Source organism: Streptomyces violaceoruber (assembly GCF_033406955.1).
GTDB classification, from domain to species: domain Bacteria; phylum Actinomycetota; class Actinomycetes; order Streptomycetales; family Streptomycetaceae; genus Streptomyces; species Streptomyces violaceoruber.
In genome coordinates this window covers 1,400,195-1,416,228 of the sequence record NZ_CP137734.1, presented here as the reverse complement: position 1 = coordinate 1,416,228, position 16,034 = coordinate 1,400,195, and the positions used below count along the sequence as shown (strand labels likewise).

At 72.9% G+C, this 16,034-nt stretch carries 14 protein-coding genes; 10 read left to right on the top strand and 4 right to left on the bottom strand.

Annotated elements, in window-relative coordinates:
- Window positions 1–51 precede the first annotated feature (51 nt).
- Window positions 52–828 (bottom strand): type I methionyl aminopeptidase, encoded by a 777-nt coding sequence (gene map, locus R2E43_RS06380; RefSeq protein ID WP_003972570.1) that lies wholly within the window; start codon window positions 826–828, stop codon window positions 52–54.
- A 98-nt stretch (window positions 829–926) separates the two neighbouring features.
- Here map and R2E43_RS06375 point away from each other — a divergent pair, with 98 nt between their 5' ends.
- The 8 genes from R2E43_RS06375 (at window position 927) to R2E43_RS06340 (ending at window position 10,260) form a co-directional block, all read left to right on the top strand.
- Window positions 927–1,178, top strand: coding sequence for a helix-turn-helix domain-containing protein (locus tag R2E43_RS06375; RefSeq protein ID WP_003972569.1), 252 nt, complete (start codon window positions 927–929; stop codon window positions 1,176–1,178).
- A gap of 182 nt (window positions 1,179–1,360) precedes the next feature.
- Complete coding sequence (locus R2E43_RS06370; RefSeq protein ID WP_003972568.1) at window positions 1,361–2,203, top strand: hydrolase; 843 nt, start codon at window positions 1,361–1,363, stop codon at window positions 2,201–2,203.
- A complete protein-coding gene (locus R2E43_RS06365) occupies window positions 2,200–3,483 on the top strand; it encodes an aspartate aminotransferase family protein (RefSeq protein WP_011030898.1) in 1,284 nt (427 codons plus the stop codon). The genes R2E43_RS06370 and R2E43_RS06365 overlap by 4 nt, the downstream gene beginning before the upstream one ends.
- A gap of 39 nt (window positions 3,484–3,522) precedes the next feature.
- Window positions 3,523–5,145: a PucR family transcriptional regulator gene (locus R2E43_RS06360; protein ID WP_003972566.1), complete on the top strand. Its 1,623-nt coding sequence runs from the start codon at window positions 3,523–3,525 to the stop codon at window positions 5,143–5,145.
- Between the two features lie 135 nt (window positions 5,146–5,280).
- A complete protein-coding gene (locus R2E43_RS06355; RefSeq protein WP_332055990.1) occupies window positions 5,281–6,123 on the top strand; it encodes a nitrilase-related carbon-nitrogen hydrolase in 843 nt (280 codons plus the stop codon).
- A 35-nt stretch (window positions 6,124–6,158) separates the two neighbouring features.
- Entirely contained in the window at window positions 6,159–7,562 is a 1,404-nt protein-coding gene (hydA, locus tag R2E43_RS06350; protein ID WP_326648009.1) for a dihydropyrimidinase, read from the top strand.
- Between the two features lie 11 nt (window positions 7,563–7,573).
- Window positions 7,574–8,596, top strand: a complete 1,023-nt coding sequence (locus R2E43_RS06345; RefSeq protein WP_003972563.1) for a TIGR03842 family LLM class F420-dependent oxidoreductase — start codon at window positions 7,574–7,576, stop codon at window positions 8,594–8,596.
- 110 nt (window positions 8,597–8,706) lie between these two features.
- The gene (locus R2E43_RS06340; RefSeq protein ID WP_161270301.1) at window positions 8,707–10,260 is read left to right on the top strand and encodes an NCS1 family nucleobase:cation symporter-1; all 1,554 of its coding nucleotides are present in this window, start codon (window positions 8,707–8,709) and stop codon (window positions 10,258–10,260) included.
- A 68-nt stretch (window positions 10,261–10,328) separates the two neighbouring features.
- Here the strand turns inward: R2E43_RS06340 and R2E43_RS06335 are convergent, their stop codons facing one another.
- The 3 genes from R2E43_RS06335 to R2E43_RS06325 all read right to left on the bottom strand — a co-directional run bounded on the left by R2E43_RS06335 (window position 10,329) and on the right by R2E43_RS06325 (window position 14,029).
- A complete protein-coding gene (locus tag R2E43_RS06335; RefSeq protein ID WP_003972561.1) occupies window positions 10,329–11,957 on the bottom strand; it encodes a right-handed parallel beta-helix repeat-containing protein in 1,629 nt (542 codons plus the stop codon).
- A 144-nt stretch (window positions 11,958–12,101) separates the two neighbouring features.
- Window positions 12,102–12,758, bottom strand: coding sequence for a hypothetical protein (locus tag R2E43_RS06330; protein ID WP_016327715.1), 657 nt, complete (start codon window positions 12,756–12,758; stop codon window positions 12,102–12,104).
- Between the two features lie 257 nt (window positions 12,759–13,015).
- Window positions 13,016–14,029, bottom strand: coding sequence for a carboxymuconolactone decarboxylase family protein (locus R2E43_RS06325; RefSeq protein WP_332055989.1), 1,014 nt, complete (start codon window positions 14,027–14,029; stop codon window positions 13,016–13,018).
- A 167-nt stretch (window positions 14,030–14,196) separates the two neighbouring features.
- On the opposite strand from R2E43_RS06325, the gene R2E43_RS06320 reads away from it, so the two are divergent.
- Together R2E43_RS06320 and R2E43_RS06315 are read left to right on the top strand one after the other, a co-directional pair.
- On the top strand, window positions 14,197–15,345 hold the full coding sequence (locus R2E43_RS06320; RefSeq protein WP_003972557.1) for a sensor histidine kinase: 1,149 nt from the start codon (window positions 14,197–14,199) through the stop codon (window positions 15,343–15,345).
- Entirely contained in the window at window positions 15,342–16,016 is a 675-nt protein-coding gene (locus tag R2E43_RS06315) for a response regulator (protein ID WP_003972556.1), read from the top strand. The genes R2E43_RS06320 and R2E43_RS06315 overlap by 4 nt, the downstream gene beginning before the upstream one ends.
- The last annotated feature ends 18 nt before the right edge of the window (window positions 16,017–16,034 follow it).

Genomic DNA, 16,034 nt, shown 5'->3' with positions numbered 1-16,034 from the left:
ATGCCGGGAACCCGGCCGGGGCGCAGGGCCCCGCCCCGGCCGCGACGTCCCTCAGAGACCGTCCCTCGACGTCAGGACGCGCGGGCCGCCGTCCGTGATCGCCACCGTGTGCTCCACGTGCGCCGCCCGGGACCCGTCGTTCGTGCGCAGGGTCCAGCCGTCGGGGGCCGCGTGGTAGTCGTCCCGGCCGCCGGCGGTCAGCATGGGCTCGATGGCGAGGACCATGCCGTGCCGCAGCGGGAGCCCGCGTCCCGGGCGGCCCTCGTTGGGCACCCCCGGGTCCTCGTGCATGTGCCGGCCGATGCCGTGGCCGCCGAAGTCCTCCATGATCCCGTAACCGGCCGACCGGCACACCGTGCCGATGGCGTGCGCGATGTCGCCGATGCGGTTGCCGACCACGGCCGCCGCGATGCCCGCCTCCAGGGCCCGCTCGGCGGTCTCGATCAGCGTGACGTCGGCCGGGCGCGGGGTGCCCACCACGAAGCTGAGCGCCGAGTCGCCCGCCCAGCCGTCCAGGAGGGCCCCGCAGTCGATGGAGACGAGGTCTCCGTCCCGCAGGCGGTAGCCGTCGGGGATCCCGTGCACGATCGCGTCGTTCACCGAGGCGCAGATGACGCCCGGGAAGGGCGTCGGCGCGAAGGAGGGCCGGTACCCGAGGAACGGCGAGCCCGCGCCCGCCTCCCGCAGCACCTCGTGTGCCACCGCGTCCAGCTCCAGCAGGGACACTCCCACGTCCGCGGCCTGCCGTACGGCGGTCAGGGCGCGCGCGACGACCTGTCCGGCCGCGTGCATGGCGTCGATCGATGTGTCCGTCTTCAGTTCCACCATGCCAATTACTATACCGGTATTTGAATTGGGTCCGCGACTCGGCGCGCATGTGCGGCACGCCAGGGGCCGGTACGGGAAACCGGTATTAGAATGACGGCATGGTACGCACCCCTCTGACCCCCGAAGAGCGCGAGCGCGGTGAGCAGCTCGGCCGCCTGCTGCGCGCGGCCCGCGGCGAGCGGAGCATGACGGCGGTGGCCGCCCAGGCCGGACTCTCCGCCGAGACCCTCCGCAAGATCGAGACCGGCCGGGCACCCACCCCGGCGTTCTTCACGGTGGCCGCGCTGGCCGCCGCGCTGGGGCTGTCCATGGACGAGCTGGTGGGCAGGTGCGCGCCCGTGCCGGCCTGAGGCGCCCGACGCCCGTGCCGGCCCGAGGCACCCGCACTCACCCACAGGAGTGCGAAACGTGATCGACACCGCGCCTTGACGACGATGGTCTTGGCAAGCCCGTCCGGCCAGGCTTACGTTCGTCCCTCTACGGCCTGCTCTACGGGCGTAGAGGCTCTGACGTCGTGTCGAAGGAGCAGCTCATGGCCAATGTCGTACGTGCCGCTCTCGTCCAGGCCACCTGGACCGGCGACACCGAGTCCATGGTGGCGAAACACGAGGAGCACGCCCGCGAGGCCGCCAGGCGGGGCGCGCGGGTCATCGGGTTCCAGGAGGTGTTCAACGCCCCCTACTTCTGCCAGGTCCAGGACCCCGAGCACTACCGCTGGGCCGAGCCCGTGCCCGACGGCCCCACCGTCCGCCGCATGCAGGCACTGGCCCGCGAGACCGGCATGGTGATCGTCGTCCCCGTCTTCGAGGTCGAGCAGTCCGGCTTCTACTACAACACCGCGGCCGTGATCGACGCCGACGGCACCGTCCTCGGCACCTACCGCAAGCACCACATCCCGCAGGTCAAGGGCTTCTGGGAGAAGTTCTACTTCCGCCCCGGCAATGCCGGCTGGCCCGTCTTCGACACCGCCGTCGGCAAGGTCGGCGTCTACATCTGCTACGACCGGCACTTCCCGGAGGGCTGGCGCCAACTCGGCCTCGGCGGTGCCCAGCTCGTCTACAACCCCTCGGCCACCCACCGCGGCCTCTCCGCCCACCTGTGGCGGCTGGAACAGCCCGCCGCGGCCGTCGCCAACGAGTACTTCGTCGCCGCCATCAACCGCGTCGGCGTCGAGGAGTACGGGGACAACGACTTCTACGGCACGTCCTACTTCGTGGACCCGCGCGGGCAGTTCGTCGGCGACGTCGCCAGCGACAGCAAGGAGGAACTCGTCGTCCGCGACCTGGACTTCGACCTCATCGACGAGGTCCGGCAGCAGTGGGCCTTCTACCGCGACCGCCGGCCCGACGCCTACGAGGGGCTGGTGCGGCCGTGACCCGTGACCTCTTCGCCCGCCACCGCGCCGTCCTGCCCGACTGGCTCGCCCTCTACTACGAGGACCCGCTGGAGATCACCCACGGCGAGGGCAGGTACGTCTGGGACGCCGCAGGCAACAAGTACCTCGACTTCTTCGGCGGCATCCTCACCACGATGACCGCGCACGCCCTGCCCGAGGTCACCAAGGCCGTCGCCGAGCAGGCCGGTCGGATCGTCCACTCCTCGACCCTCTACCTCAACCGGCCGATGGTCGAACTCGCCGAACGCGTCGCCCAGCTGTCCGGCATCCCCGACGCCCGCGTCTTCTTCACCACCTCGGGCACCGAGGCCAACGACACGGCCCTGCTGCTCGCCACCGCATACCGGCGCAGCAACGCGATCCTGGCGATGCGCAACAGCTACCACGGCCGCTCCTTCAGCACCGTCGGCATCACCGGCAACCGCGGCTGGTCCCCGACCTCCCTGTCCCCGCTCCAGACCCTGTACGTGCACGGCGGCGTCCGCACCCGCGGGCCCTACGCGGACCTGGACGACCGGGACTTCATCGACGCCTGCGTCACCGACCTCAAGGACCTGCTCGGCCACAGCCGCGCCCCCGCCGCCCTGATCGCCGAACCCGTCCAGGGCGTCGGCGGCTTCACCTCCCCGCCGGACGGCCTGTACGCCGCCTTCCGCGAGGTGCTGCACGAGCGGGGCATCCTGTGGATCTCCGACGAGGTGCAGACCGGCTGGGGCCGCACCGGCGAGCACTTCTGGGGCTGGCAGGCGCACGCAAGGAGCGGCCCGCCCGACATCGTCACCTTCGCCAAGGGCATCGGCAACGGCATGTCGATCGGCGGGGTCGTCGCCCGCGCCGAGATCATGAACTGCCTGGACGCCAACAGCATCTCCACCTTCGGCGGCACCCAGGTCACCATGGCCGCGGGCCTCGCCAACCTCAACCACCTCCTGGAGCACGACCTCCAGGGCAACGCCCGGCGCGTCGGCGGACTGCTCATCGAACGCCTGCGCGCCGTCGCCGCCCAGGTGCCGCACGTGCGCGAGGTACGCGGGCGCGGACTGATGATCGGCGTGGAGCTGACCCGGCCCGGCACCGACGAGGCCGCCCCCGAGGCGGCGTCCACCGTACTGGAGGAGGCCCGCGCCGGCGGGCTGCTCGTCGGCAAGGGCGGCGGCCACAGCACCAGCGTCCTGCGCATCGCCCCGCCGATGTCCCTCACCGTCGCGGAGGCCGAGGAGGGCGCCGCGATCCTCGAACGCGCCCTGCGGAGCATCTGACCGCCTGATCGCCGCGTGACGAGCCCAGGAGAGGCCGCCATGACCACGACCACCCCGCGGACCTTGGCCCAACAGCCCTGGGAACCGGCCCTGTCGGTCCGACAGGTCCTCGGCCTCGAACGGGTGCGGGCCGGACAGCCCGAGGTGGTGGCCGGAGCGCACCGCCTCGACCGGCCGGTGCGCTGGGTGCACGTCGCCGAGGCCGCCGACGTCGGGGTGATGCTCAGCGGTGGCGAGATGGTCCTCACCACCGGCGTGCTGCTCGCCGGTGACGAGGAGGGGCAGGGGGAGTACATCCGGTCACTGGACCGCGCCGAGGCCGCCGCCGTCGTGCTCGGCCTCGGCCGCGCCTTCCCCGCCCCGCCCGAGGTGATGCGCAGCGCGGCCGAGCGCTGCGGGCTGCCCATGGTCGTGCTGCACCGGCCCTTCCCCTTCGCCGAACTGACCGAGGAGGTGCAGTCCCGGCTGCTGCGCCGCAAGTTCGCCGCCGTCAGCCTCTCCGAGGCCGTACGCACCGAGCTGACCGGTCTGATCACCGCGGGCGCCCCGGTGCAGCGCCTGCTCGACGAGGTGGCCCGGCACGCCGGCTGCCCGGTCGTCGTCACCAACCTCGCCCACCGCGCCCTCGCCACGGCGGGGGAGCGGGCCGCCGTCGACGACGTACTGCGGGACTGGGAGCGCATCGCCCGCCAGGCAGGCGCCGGCTCGGCCGACGGCTGGATCCGCGCCGAACTGACCTGCCGGGGCGAGGGCTGGGGGCGCCTGGTGCTGTGCGGCTACCGGGGCGAGCGGGCCGCCGGACGCCTGCTCGCCGACCGCGCGGCCGAGGCGCTCGTCCTGCACCGCATGCTCGCCGGTGACGGCACCCACCCGGGCGTTCCCGCGGGCTCCCGGGAGCCCTGGGACTCCTGGGAGGAGCAGTCCGCGCGGAGCCTGCTCACCGACCTGGTCAGCGGGGCGGTACCGGCGCGGCAACTGCTGCCCCGGGCCCGCGCCGCCGGGCTGCCGGTCAACCGGCGCGTCTTCGTCCCCCTCGTCGTCCGCGAGCGGGAGCCCGCCCGGCCGGCCCGGGTACTGCGGCGCCTCGGGCTGCCCGGCCTCGCCGCCCGCCTCGCCGACGACCACGTCGCCGTCCTGCTCAGCCTCGCCCCCGACCAGGACGCCAGGGCGCTCACCGCCCACTTCGCGACCCGGCTGCGTGCGGAACCGGACAACTCCCACGCCGTGGTCGCCGCCGCCGACGCCCGGGCCGACTGGACCGGCGTGCCCGCCGGGCTGCGCGAGGCCCAGCACGTCGCCGACGCGGTCGCCGACTCCCCGGCCGCCGCCCTGGACCTGCCGCCGGTCGTGCGGCTGCGCGACATCCACCTGCGCGGTCTGGTGCGGCTGCTGCGCGACGACCCGCACGTGCAGTCCTTCGCCGAACGCGAGCTGGACGGACTCCTGCGCGGCCCCGACCGGGACCTGCTGCCCGTGCTGCGCACCTACCTCGCCACCGGCCGCAACAAGTCCCGCACCGCCCAGCTCCACCACGTCTCCCGGCCCGCCCTCTACCGGCGCCTCGAAGCCATACAGGGCAGCCTCGGTGTCGACCTCGACGACTTCGAGCAGGCCGCCTCCGTGCACATCGCGCTCCTCGCCCACGACGCACAGCAGGGGTGACACCGTGCAATGCCCGACCCCCGCAGACGTGACACCGTGCCACTCATTCCGGCCACCGCCTGTCCCTAGTCTCGCCGTACACCGAGCGCCACACCGAGCGCCACAGCGAGCGATCCGAGCGAGTGGAGGCCGAAGATGAGCCGAGTGATCCGTGCCGCGCTCTTCCAGACCGCCTGGACGGGCGACAAGGAATCGATGATCCAGGTCCACGAGCAGGCGGTGCGTGACGCCGCCGCCCAGGGCGCACAGGTCATGTGCTTCCAGGAGCTGTTCTACGGACCGTACTTCTGCCAGGTCCAGGACCCCGAGTTCTACGCCTACGCCGAGCGCGTCCCGGACGGGCCGATCGTCGAGCGCTTCCAGCGGCTCGCCCGCGAGCACGGCGTCGTCCTGGTGCTCCCCATGTACGAGGAGGAGCAGCCCGGCGTCCTCTACAACACCGCCGCCGTCATCGACGCCGACGGCTCCTACCTCGGCAAGTACCGCAAGACGCACATCCCGCAGGTGCGCGGCTTCTGGGAGAAGTTCTACTTCCGCCCCGGGAACTCCGGCTGGCCGGTCTTCGACACCGCCGTCGGCAAGGTCGGCGTGTACATCTGCTACGACCGGCACTTCCCGGAGGGCTGGCGGGCGCTGGGCCTGGAAGGCGCCGAGATCGTCTTCAACCCGTCGGCCACCTCGCGCGGCCTGTCCGGCTACCTGTGGCAGCTGGAGCAGCCGGCGGCCGCCGTCGCCAACGAGTACTTCGTCGGCGCCATCAACCGCGTCGGCGTCGAGGAGCTGGGCGACAACGACTTCTACGGCACCTCGTACTTCGTCGACCCCGAGGCCCGGTTCGTCGGCGAGGTGGCGAGCGACAAGGAGACCGAACTCGTCGTCCGCGACCTCGACATGGCCAGGCTGCGCGAGGTCCGCGACCGCTGGCAGTTCTACCGCGACCGCGCGCCGGGCGCCTACTCCCCGCTGACCGCGCCCTGACCCCACCGGGGCCCCTGACAGGAGGGAACAGCAGCATGAGCAGCCGTACCGTCATCCGCGGCGGCCTCGTCATCACCGCGTCCGACGAGATCCACGCCGACGTCCTGATCGAGGACGGCCGCGTCGCCGCCCTCGCCGCGACCGGCACCCCGGCGGCCGAGGCGTTCACCGCCGAGAACGTCATCGACGCGAGCGGCAAGTACGTCATTCCGGGCGGCGTCGACGGGCACACCCACATGGAGATGCCCTTCGGCGGCACCTACGCCGCCGACACCTTCGAGACCGGCACCCGCGCCGCCGCCTGGGGCGGCACGACCACCGTCGTCGACTTCGCCATCCAGAGCGTCGGGCACTCCCTGCGCGAGGGCCTGGACGCCTGGCACGCCAAGGCCGAGGGCAACTGCGCCATCGACTACGGCTTCCACATGATCGTCTCCGACGTGAACCAGGAGACGCTCAAGGAGATGGACCTGCTGGTGGAGGAGGGGGTGACCTCCTTCAAGCAGTTCATGGCGTACCCCGGCGTCTTCTACTCCGACGACGGACAGATCCTGCGCGCCATGCAGCGCGCCGCCGAGAACGGCGGCCTGATCATGATGCACGCCGAGAACGGCATCGCGATCGACGTCCTCGTCGAGCAGGCCCTCGCCCGCGGCGAGACCGACCCCCGCTTCCACGGCGAGGTCCGCAAGGCCCTCCTGGAGGCGGAGGCGACCCACCGCGCCATCCGGCTCGCCCAGGTCGCCGGGGCGCCGCTGTACGTCGTGCACGTCTCGGCGACGGAGGCGGTCGCCGAGCTGACCCGGGCCCGCGACGAGGGCCTGCCCGTCTTCGGGGAGACCTGCCCGCAGTACCTGTTCCTGTCCACCGACAACCTCGCCGAGCCGGACTTCGAGGGCGCCAAGTACGTGTGCAGCACCCCGCTCAGGCCCAAGGAGCACCAGGCGGCGCTGTGGCGGGGCCTGCGCACCAACGACCTCCAGGTGGTCTCCACCGACCACTGCCCCTTCTGCTTCAGCGGCCAGAAGGAGCTGGGCCGGGGCGACTTCTCCAGGATCCCCAACGGGATGCCGGGCGTCGAGAACCGCATGGACCTGCTCCACCAGGCCGTCGTCGACGGGCACATCGGCCGCCGCCGCTGGATCGAGATCGCCTGCGCCACCCCGGCCCGGATGTTCGGCCTGTACCCGAAGAAGGGCACCATCGCGCCCGGCGCGGACGCCGACATCGTCGTCTACGACCCGCACACCGAGCAGGTCATCTCCGCCGAGACCCACCACATGAACGTCGACTACTCGGCGTACGAGGGCAGGCGGATCACCGGCCGGGTGGAGACGGTGCTCTCGCGCGGCGAACCGGTCGTCACCGAGCGGGAGTACACCGGGCGCAAGGGCCACGGCGCCTACACCCCCCGCGCCACCTGTCAGTACCTCACCTAGGAGCGGTGCCCATGGACTTCGGACTCGTCCTGCAGACCGACCCGCCTGCCTCCCGCGTCGTGGAGCTGATGCAGCGGGCCGAGCGCAACGGCTTCAGCCACGGCTGGACCTTCGACTCCGCCGTGCTGTGGCAGGAGCCGTTCGTGATCTACAGCCAGGTCCTGGCCAACACCAGCACACTGAAGATCGGCCCGATGGTCACCAACCCGGGCACCCGCACCTGGGAGGTGACCGCCTCCACCTTCGCCACCCTCAACGACATGTTCGGCAACCGCACCGTCTGCGGCATCGGCCGCGGCGACTCCGCGATGCGGGTGGCCGGCCGCAAGCCCAACACCCTCGCCCGCATAAGCGATGCGATCAGGGTCATCCGCGCGCTGGGCAGGGGAGAGGAGGCCGACCTCGGCGGCGGCACCGTCGTCCGGTTCCCCTGGACCAAGCCCGGCGCCGAAGTCCCCGTGTGGATGGCCGCGTACGGTCCCAAGGCCCTGAAGATGACCGGCGAGGAGGCCGACGGCTTCATCCTCCAGCTCGCCGACCTCTACCTCACCGAGTACATGGTCAAGGCCGTCCGGGACGCCGCCGAGGCCGCCGGACGCGACCCGTCCGAGGTGACGGTCTGCGTCGCCGCCCCCGCCTACGTCACCGCCGACGACTCGCCCGAGGCCCTCGCCCACGCGCGCGAGCAGTGCCGCTGGTTCGGCGGCATGGTCGGCAACCACGTCGCCGACCTGGTCGCCAAGTACGGCGCCCACACCGGTGCCGTGCCCGACGAACTCACCGACTACATCAAGGCCCGCGAGGGCTACGACTACGCCCACCACGGGCGCAGCGGCAACCCGGACACGCAGTTCGTGCCGGACGAGATCGTCGACCGGTTCTGCCTGATCGGGCCGGTCGAGAAGCACATCGAGAAGCTGACCGCCCTGCGCGCCCTCGGCGTCGACCAGTTCGCGCTGTACGACATGCACGACGCGCGGGAAGCCGTGATCGACACCTACGGCACCCAGGTCATCCCGGCCGTCAACGCCTGAACCACCCCGGCCCGCCCCGCACCCGGGGGCGGGCCCCGGGGCGCACCCGCGCACCCCCCTCGGCACCGCCCGCACGGCCTCTCCCGTCCCACCGCATGATTGGCCTGCCCATGACCGACACCGCGCCCACGGCCATACCGCCGTCCGCCCAAGTCACCCTCCCCGACGGGCGCGTGGAGCTCGCCCCGGGCTCCCCGCCGCCGAGTGGTCCCTACGCCAACGAGGACCTGCTGCCCGTCCCCGTCGAGGGGCGCACCTGGACCACGTACAACTTCTCCGCCCTGTGGGTCGGCATGGCCCACAACACGGCCTCCTGGACCCTCGCCTCCGGTCTCATCGCGGTCGGCATGGACTGGAAGCAGGCGGTGTTCACCATCGCCCTGGCCAACCTGATCGTGCTCGCGCCCATGCTGCTCACCGGGCACGCCGGACCCAAGTACGGCATCCCCTTCCCGGTCTTCGCCCGCGCCTCCTTCGGCATCCGGGGCGCCAACCTGCCCGCCGTGGTGAGGGCGTTGGTGGCCTGCGGCTGGTTCGGCATCCAGACCTGGATCGGCGGCGAGGCGATCTACTTCCTGGCCGGCAAGCTGATCGGCGACGGCTGGACGAACGCGGGGACCTTCGGCGGCCACGCCTGGACCATGTGGCTGTCCTTCGCGATCTTCTGGGCGCTCCAGGTCGCCATCATCTACCGCGGCATGGAGACCATCCGCCGCTTCGAGAACTGGGCGGCGCCCTTCGTCCTCGTCGGCGCCTTCGTGATGCTGTGGTGGATGGCCGACAAGGCGGGCGGCTTCGGTCCGCTCTTCGACCAGCCCTCCAGGCTCGGCTGGGGCGGCGACTTCTGGAAGCTGTTCTGGCCCTCCCTGATGGGCATGATCGGCTTCTGGTCCACCCTGTCCCTCAACATCCCCGACTTCACCCGCTACGGAAAGAGCCAGCGGGCCCAGACCCGCGGCCAGGCCCTCGGCCTGCCCACGACGATGACCCTGTTCGCCTTCCTCTCCGTGATGGTCACCTCCGGCAGCCAGGCCGTGTACGGCGAACCGATCTGGGACCCGGTACAGCTCGCGGCGAAGACGGACAACGTGGTGGGCCTGCTCTTCGCCCTCGTCACCGTCCTGGTGGCCACCCTGTCCGTGAACATCGCCGCCAACCTGGTCTCCCCGGCCTTCGACTTCTCCAACGTCGCACCGCGCAGGGTCAGTTTCCGGGCGGGCGCCCTCATCACGTCCGTCCTGGCCGTGCTGATCTTCCCGTGGAAGCTGTACTCCGACCCGCAGGGCTACATCTTCACCTGGCTCGGCCTGGTCGGCGGGCTGCTCGGCACCGTGGCCGGCATCCTCATCGCCGACTACTGGATCCTGCGCCGCGCCCGGCTGCACCTCGTCGACCTGTACCGCAGGGGCGGACGCTACTGGTACGAGGGAGGCTGGAACTGGCGTGCGGTGCTGGCCTTCGTCGTCGGCGGCGTCCTGGCCGTCGGCGGCGCCGACTTCCACCCCCTGGTCGACGGCCGCCCCGTCCCCTTCCTCGAACCGCTGGCCGACTACGGCTGGGCGGTAGGCCTGGCCACGTCCCTGGTGCTCTACCTGATCCTGATGCTGCTGCCCGCGACCCGGCCCGGCACCGACGCGGCCGGAAGCCGCAACCGTTCCGCCTGATCACCGCCGGGAGCCCGGGCACCTCCGTGCTCAGCCGGGACAGGGGCGGGCCGGGACGGGCCGCCGGGTCAGCCGAGGTTGTCGGCCGACACGGTCCCGGTGCCACGGTCGAGAACCGCCGCCGCCCCCCAGCCGCGCAGATCGTTGCCCGCGACCCAGGCACCCCGGCAGCCGGCCATCACCGCGATGCCCGCCTCGGCGCCGGCACCCTCGCCGGGGCGGGACACGTTGCCCCGGCACGACACGTTCACGGCGTTCCCGCCGACGCGGACGGCGTAGGTGCCCGCCGTCCCGCCCGAACCCGCACCGGTGATCCGGTTGTCGCGCAGCGCGATGTCGGAGGAGGCGGCCGAGATGCCGTTGCGGGCCGGGTCCAGCACGGTGTTCTGGGCGATCAGCGCTCCGGTGGAACCGCTGTCGACGCCGATGCCGTCACCGTCGACGTCCGACAGGTGGTTGCCGGTGACCAGGGCGTCCGGGCAGCCCTGGAGCTGGATGCCCTGGGCGTTCCCGCCGGACGGGTGGCGGGTCGTGGCCACGGTGTTGCCGGTGACCGTCGCCCCGTCGGTCTGCCCGACGTAGATCCCCGTCTCGCCGTCCACCCCGCGGACGAGGTTGTCGCTGACGACCACCGAACTGTTGCGCCCCGTACCGGTGTTGGACACCACGATCGCGCCCCCGGTGCCGGTCCCGCGCACGGTGTTGCCGGTCACCGCGATGTCCTGGAGCGGATTGCCGGAACCGGAGCTGACGTAGATGCCGGTGACCGCCGCCGCGTCGATCGTGTTGCCGGCGATCACCGACTGCTGCCAGTCGGTGGCGCGGACGCCGTACGCGCCGCTGCTCTCGACCCTGTTGCCGAGAACGCGGATGTTGCGGTGCAGGGGGCGGGGCGAGTCGGCGGACGCGACGTAGTGGTCGCCGCACAGCGCGTCGAAAGGAGCGTTGCCGGACGAGGAGTTGCGCATCGTGCAGCCGGAGATCAGCACGTCCTCACAGGGGGTGCCGTCGTAGTCGGGCGCCGGCAGGTTGTAGACGTTGGTCGCGCCGGTGATCTGCACGGCCTCGTGCCGGTTGGGCACGGCCGGCACACCGGGCGCCACGTACACCCCGTCGAAGAGGCAGTCGGTGATCCTGACCCGCCGTACCGCGTTGAGTTCGACCGCGTGTGCCTCGGGCACGTCGAGCACGGTGACGTCGCGGACGGTGAAACCGTCGGCATGGGTGAAGACGAACGCGGGGCAGGTCGAGGTGAACCGGCTGCCGCGCATGTCCCAGGTGCCGCCGTGGACGGATATGTTGCCGACCCCGCCGTAGCCGCCGACCGCGGGCATGCCGGCGGTGTAGTTCTTCACCAGGGCCGAGGTGTTGCCGGTGCGGAAGAGCAGCGCCCCGTGCGCGCGGACGGTCATGCCCTGACCGAGCAGCAGGGACTCCCCCAGCGGGTAACTGCCCGCCGGTACCAGCAGCGTCGCTCCACCGCCCGGGACCTCCCGCGCCGCGGCCAGCGCCCGGCGGAAGGCCGCGGTGTCGTCGGTGACGCCGTCGCCGGCCGCCCCGTAGGCCCGCACGTCGAAGACGGGGCCGGTCGCGGCGTCCGTCCCGGCGGCGACGGCCGACGGAGCCGCCGTCAGCTGGGCGGCACCGGCGGCGCCGAGGAGTCCGCCGGTCGCGAGCATGAGGGCGCGTCTGTCCATGGGGTGTCTTCCTCCGGGGGAGTGGCGTGGCGCGGGGTGCGGCCACGGCGCTCGAGCCGGGTCGGACGCGTCGGCCGCTTGGCCATCCTGCCACCGGAGTTGATCAGGGCGCACCGCTACGGCATGGGTCCGGTCGGGAAGGGCTCAGCCGTCCCGCAGGGCGGCCACCGCCTCCTTGGCCGCCTTGATGGCACCCTTGTTGATCTCGGTCGTACCGGGGGCCTTCTTCGACTCGAAGTCGCTGCCGTTGTAGGTGATCATCACCAGGGCGTTGGCGGCGCGGACCAGCACCGTGCCCTCGCGGGTCTGCTGCTTGTCCTCGGTGGTGAGGTTGACGACGGAGTAGGCGCCGTCGCCGAGACCCGGGACGTCGCCGCCGCCGCTGCGGTCGGCGACGCGCTCCTTGTACGACTTCTGGGCCGCCTCGTCCGTCGCCATCACCTCGAAGGAGACGTCGAGCCAGCGGTAGTCGTATCCCTTGAGCGCGTTCCAGGAACAGGTGCGGCGCACCTTGGTGTCCGTGGACGGGATCTCCTTGCCGGCCGCCTTGGCCCCGGGCACCAGCGAGGTGACCGTCTTGTCGGCCAGGCTCTCGCACGGCGCCGGTGCGGTGGCGTACGTCTTGGTCGCCGCCTCCGTCGCCGGTGCGGACGCCGATCTGTTCGTGGTGTCGGGCGGCGTCCTCTCCTTCGCCGCGGGTGACGTGTCGGGCCCGGACGACAGCGCCCAGCCGGCCGTGGCGAGCACGGCGACCGGCGCCAGACGGGCGGTCAGGGCGAGCGGCAGAGGAAGAGAACGCACGGCGCACTTCTCGTGGGGGACGGTGCGGAGGGTGCCCGCACTGCGGACGGGACGCCAGTGTCACACGTGTCCCCGTGGGGCGGAAGGGCGAACTCGGTGCGTGGCCGGGCGGTGACGCAGACGGACGGGCGGCGCCGCCTCCCGCCCGGTGAGCCGTCCGGCGGGCAGGGGACGGCCCGGGTAGCGCGACAGCAGGAGGTCCGCGGTGTCCCGGACCGCGGCGGGACCGGGTTGGCGGCGGGAACCGGTGACGACGGTCATGAGGTCTCCCGAGGGGCGGGGCGAGCGGTCGGGGCGGTCAGGGCCGTCTCGATGCGGTCCACGGCGGTGAACGCGCCGTACGCGACGAGGTGCACCAGGCAGTGGTCGGTGTGCTCGGGCCGGCGCCACGCCGCCACGTCCGCGTCCGTGATCCGGTACGGCGCGAGCGCCACCAGCAGCGCCAGCCGTGCGCCGGGCCGCTCCCTCCGGTCGGGAAACGGGTCCGGCGTGCGGGGCGGGTGCGAGCCGTCCCAGTCGCGCAGCGTGGCGCGCACCAGGTCCTGGTCGTCGGCGTCGAGGAGACCGGCGCCCATCGGGGCGGCGGAGCTCAGCGCCGCGTACGCCGGGCCGACCGGTGTCCCCGCCGCCCACGCCGGTCCCCGGCCCGGGTCGTCCAGCAGGGGAAGGGAGGCGCCGGGCACGGCGGTTCGCCGTACGGTGCGGGACAGCGAGCGGCCCGCCAGGCTCCGGACCGGGCGCAGGCGTTGCGCGCCGGCCGGCAGCAGTGTCTCGGTCACCAGGGACGACACGACGCGGTTGATGAAGTGGAAGGCCAGCACGGTGCCGAGGTAGCCGGGAGCCTCCTCGGGCGGGAACGGGTGGGGCTCGCGCGCCGCACCCGGAACGCGGGTGCGCCGCGCCCAGTCGAGTACGCGCGCGTGCCGCTCGTCCGCCGGCTCCCGCCCCCCGGCCAGGCGTTCGGCCAGGGCGTGGTCGCCGGTGGCGTGCAGCAGCATGGTGTGCGCGTCCACGCAGAACCGGCACTTGTTGGCCTGCGACACCCCGAAGGCGGCGACCTCCTTGCCGGTGCGGTCGCCGGGACCGGCGAGCAGGGACTCGCGCATCAGCGCCCAGGCCGGGGCGACGAGCGCGGGCGCGGAGGAGAGGGCCACGAACGGGGCGGGTTCGGGAATGCCGAAGTCCCGCGCGGCCTGTGCGTAGACCTCGGCGACTCGGCCGGTGGCCGCCTTCGGGGGCAGCGGTTCGGTGTGACGGAAGGGTGTGGGCATGGACAGCAGAGTGCGCCGCCGGGGTGCCCGGCGTCGTCGTACGGGCGGATGCGGTCGGCACTGCGCCGCCGGGGCCCGGCCGGGCGGTGGACTACTTCGCCGGGAGTAGTCCGCAAGCCGTCCACAGGGCCGACGCGAGGGCCGGCCGGGACGCATAGGGTGCGGGCATGAGTGGGCGTCAGGTCGATCGCGGACGGCTCGCCGACGTGGTCCTCGCGGCCGTCGTCGGCGCCCTCGGCACGGCGGTCGCCGCCTTCGACGACGACACCACGGCACTCGACCTCGTGCTCGTCGTCCTCGCCTCGGCGGCGCTCGCCTTCCACCGCGCCGCCCCGCGCGCGGTGCTGGCCGCCGCCACCGTCCTCGGCACGGCGTACGTCGTGCACGCGCACCCCGGCCCGCTGTCCGCGCTGCCCGTCCTGGGCGCCGTGCACACCGCGGCCCGGGTCGGCCACCGGGGCGTCGCGGCGGCCGGCGGCGCCGTGTTCCTGGCCGGGTACGTGGCCACCGGCCCCGGCACGCAGCACGCGGCCGAACGGGCCGGACTGCTCGCCGGCTGGTTCCTGTGCGCGGTGGTGACCGGTCTCGCCGACCGGAACTGGCAGGCGTACCTGCGCCAGACCGAACAGCGGGCCCTGGAGGCGGAGCGCACCAGGGAGGAGGCGGCCCTGCGCCGCGCCGGGGAGGAACGGCTGCGGATCGCCCGCGAGTTGCACGACTCGCTGACGCACAGCATCTCCATCGTCAAGCTCCAGGCGGGCGTCGCCGTCCACCTGGCGCGCAAACGCGGGGACGAGGTGCCGCCCGCGCTGCTCGCCATCCAGGAGGCGAGTGGGGAGGCGATGCGCGAGCTGCGCTCCGCCCTCCAGGTGCTGCGGGCCGACGAACCGGCCGGCACCCCGGCCCTGCTCGTCGAGCGGGCCCGTGCGGCAGGGCTCGCCGTCGAGCTCACGGTCACCGGGGACGAGCGCCCGCTGCCCCGGGCCGTCGACCGGGCCGCCTACCGCATCGTGCAGGAGGCCCTCACCAACGCGGCGCGGCACGCCGGACCGGCGAAGGTGCGGGTCCGCATCGACTACGGCACACGGAACACGACGGACCACACGACGGATCACACGGGGGACCGCATGGGGGAGCTGACGATAGGCGTGGACGACGACGGGGCCGCCGATCCGGACCGCCCGCCGGTGCCCGGCACCGGCCTGACCGGTATGCACGAGCGCGTCAGCGCCCTCGGCGGCACCCTGCGCGCCGCCCCCCGCGCGGAGGGCGGCTTCTCGGTGCGCGCACGGCTCCCGCTGGGGGACACGGTATGAGCGGCGTCCTCCGGGTCGCGCTGGTCGACGACCAGGCACTGATGCGGGCCGGTTTCCGGGCGCTGCTCGACGCCGAGGAGGGCGTCGAGGTGGTCGGCGAGGCGGCCGACGGGGAACAGGGGGTGGCGCTGGTGCGGGCCCAGGTGCCCGACGTGGCCCTGGTCGACGTGCAGATGCCGGTGATGTCGGGCATCGAGGCGACCCGCCGCATCGCCGCCGACCCGGCCCTCGCCGCCGTACGCGTCGTCATCCTCACCAACTACGGCCTCGACGAGTACGTCTTCGAGGCGCTGCGGGCGGGAGCCAGCGGCTTCCTCCTCAAGGACACCGAGCCCGCCGACCTGCTCCAGGCCATCGACGTGGTGGCGCACGGCGAGGCCCTGCTCTCCCCGTCGGTCACCCGCACCCTGATCGGCGAGTTCGTCGCCCGGCCCCCGGACCGGTCCACCGCGCCCGGCCTGGACGCCCTCACCCGCCGGGAACGCGAGGTCACCGCGCTCGCGGCGCGCGGCCTGAGCAACGAGGAGATCGCCGCCCACATGGTGATCAGCCCGCTGACCGCCAAGACGCACATCAGCCGTGCGATGACCAAGCTGGGCGCCCGGGACCGGGCCCAACTCGTCGTGTTCGCCTACGAGTCGGGCCTGGTCGCGGTGCGCGGCAGGGCCTAGGAGCCGCAGGGGGGACCC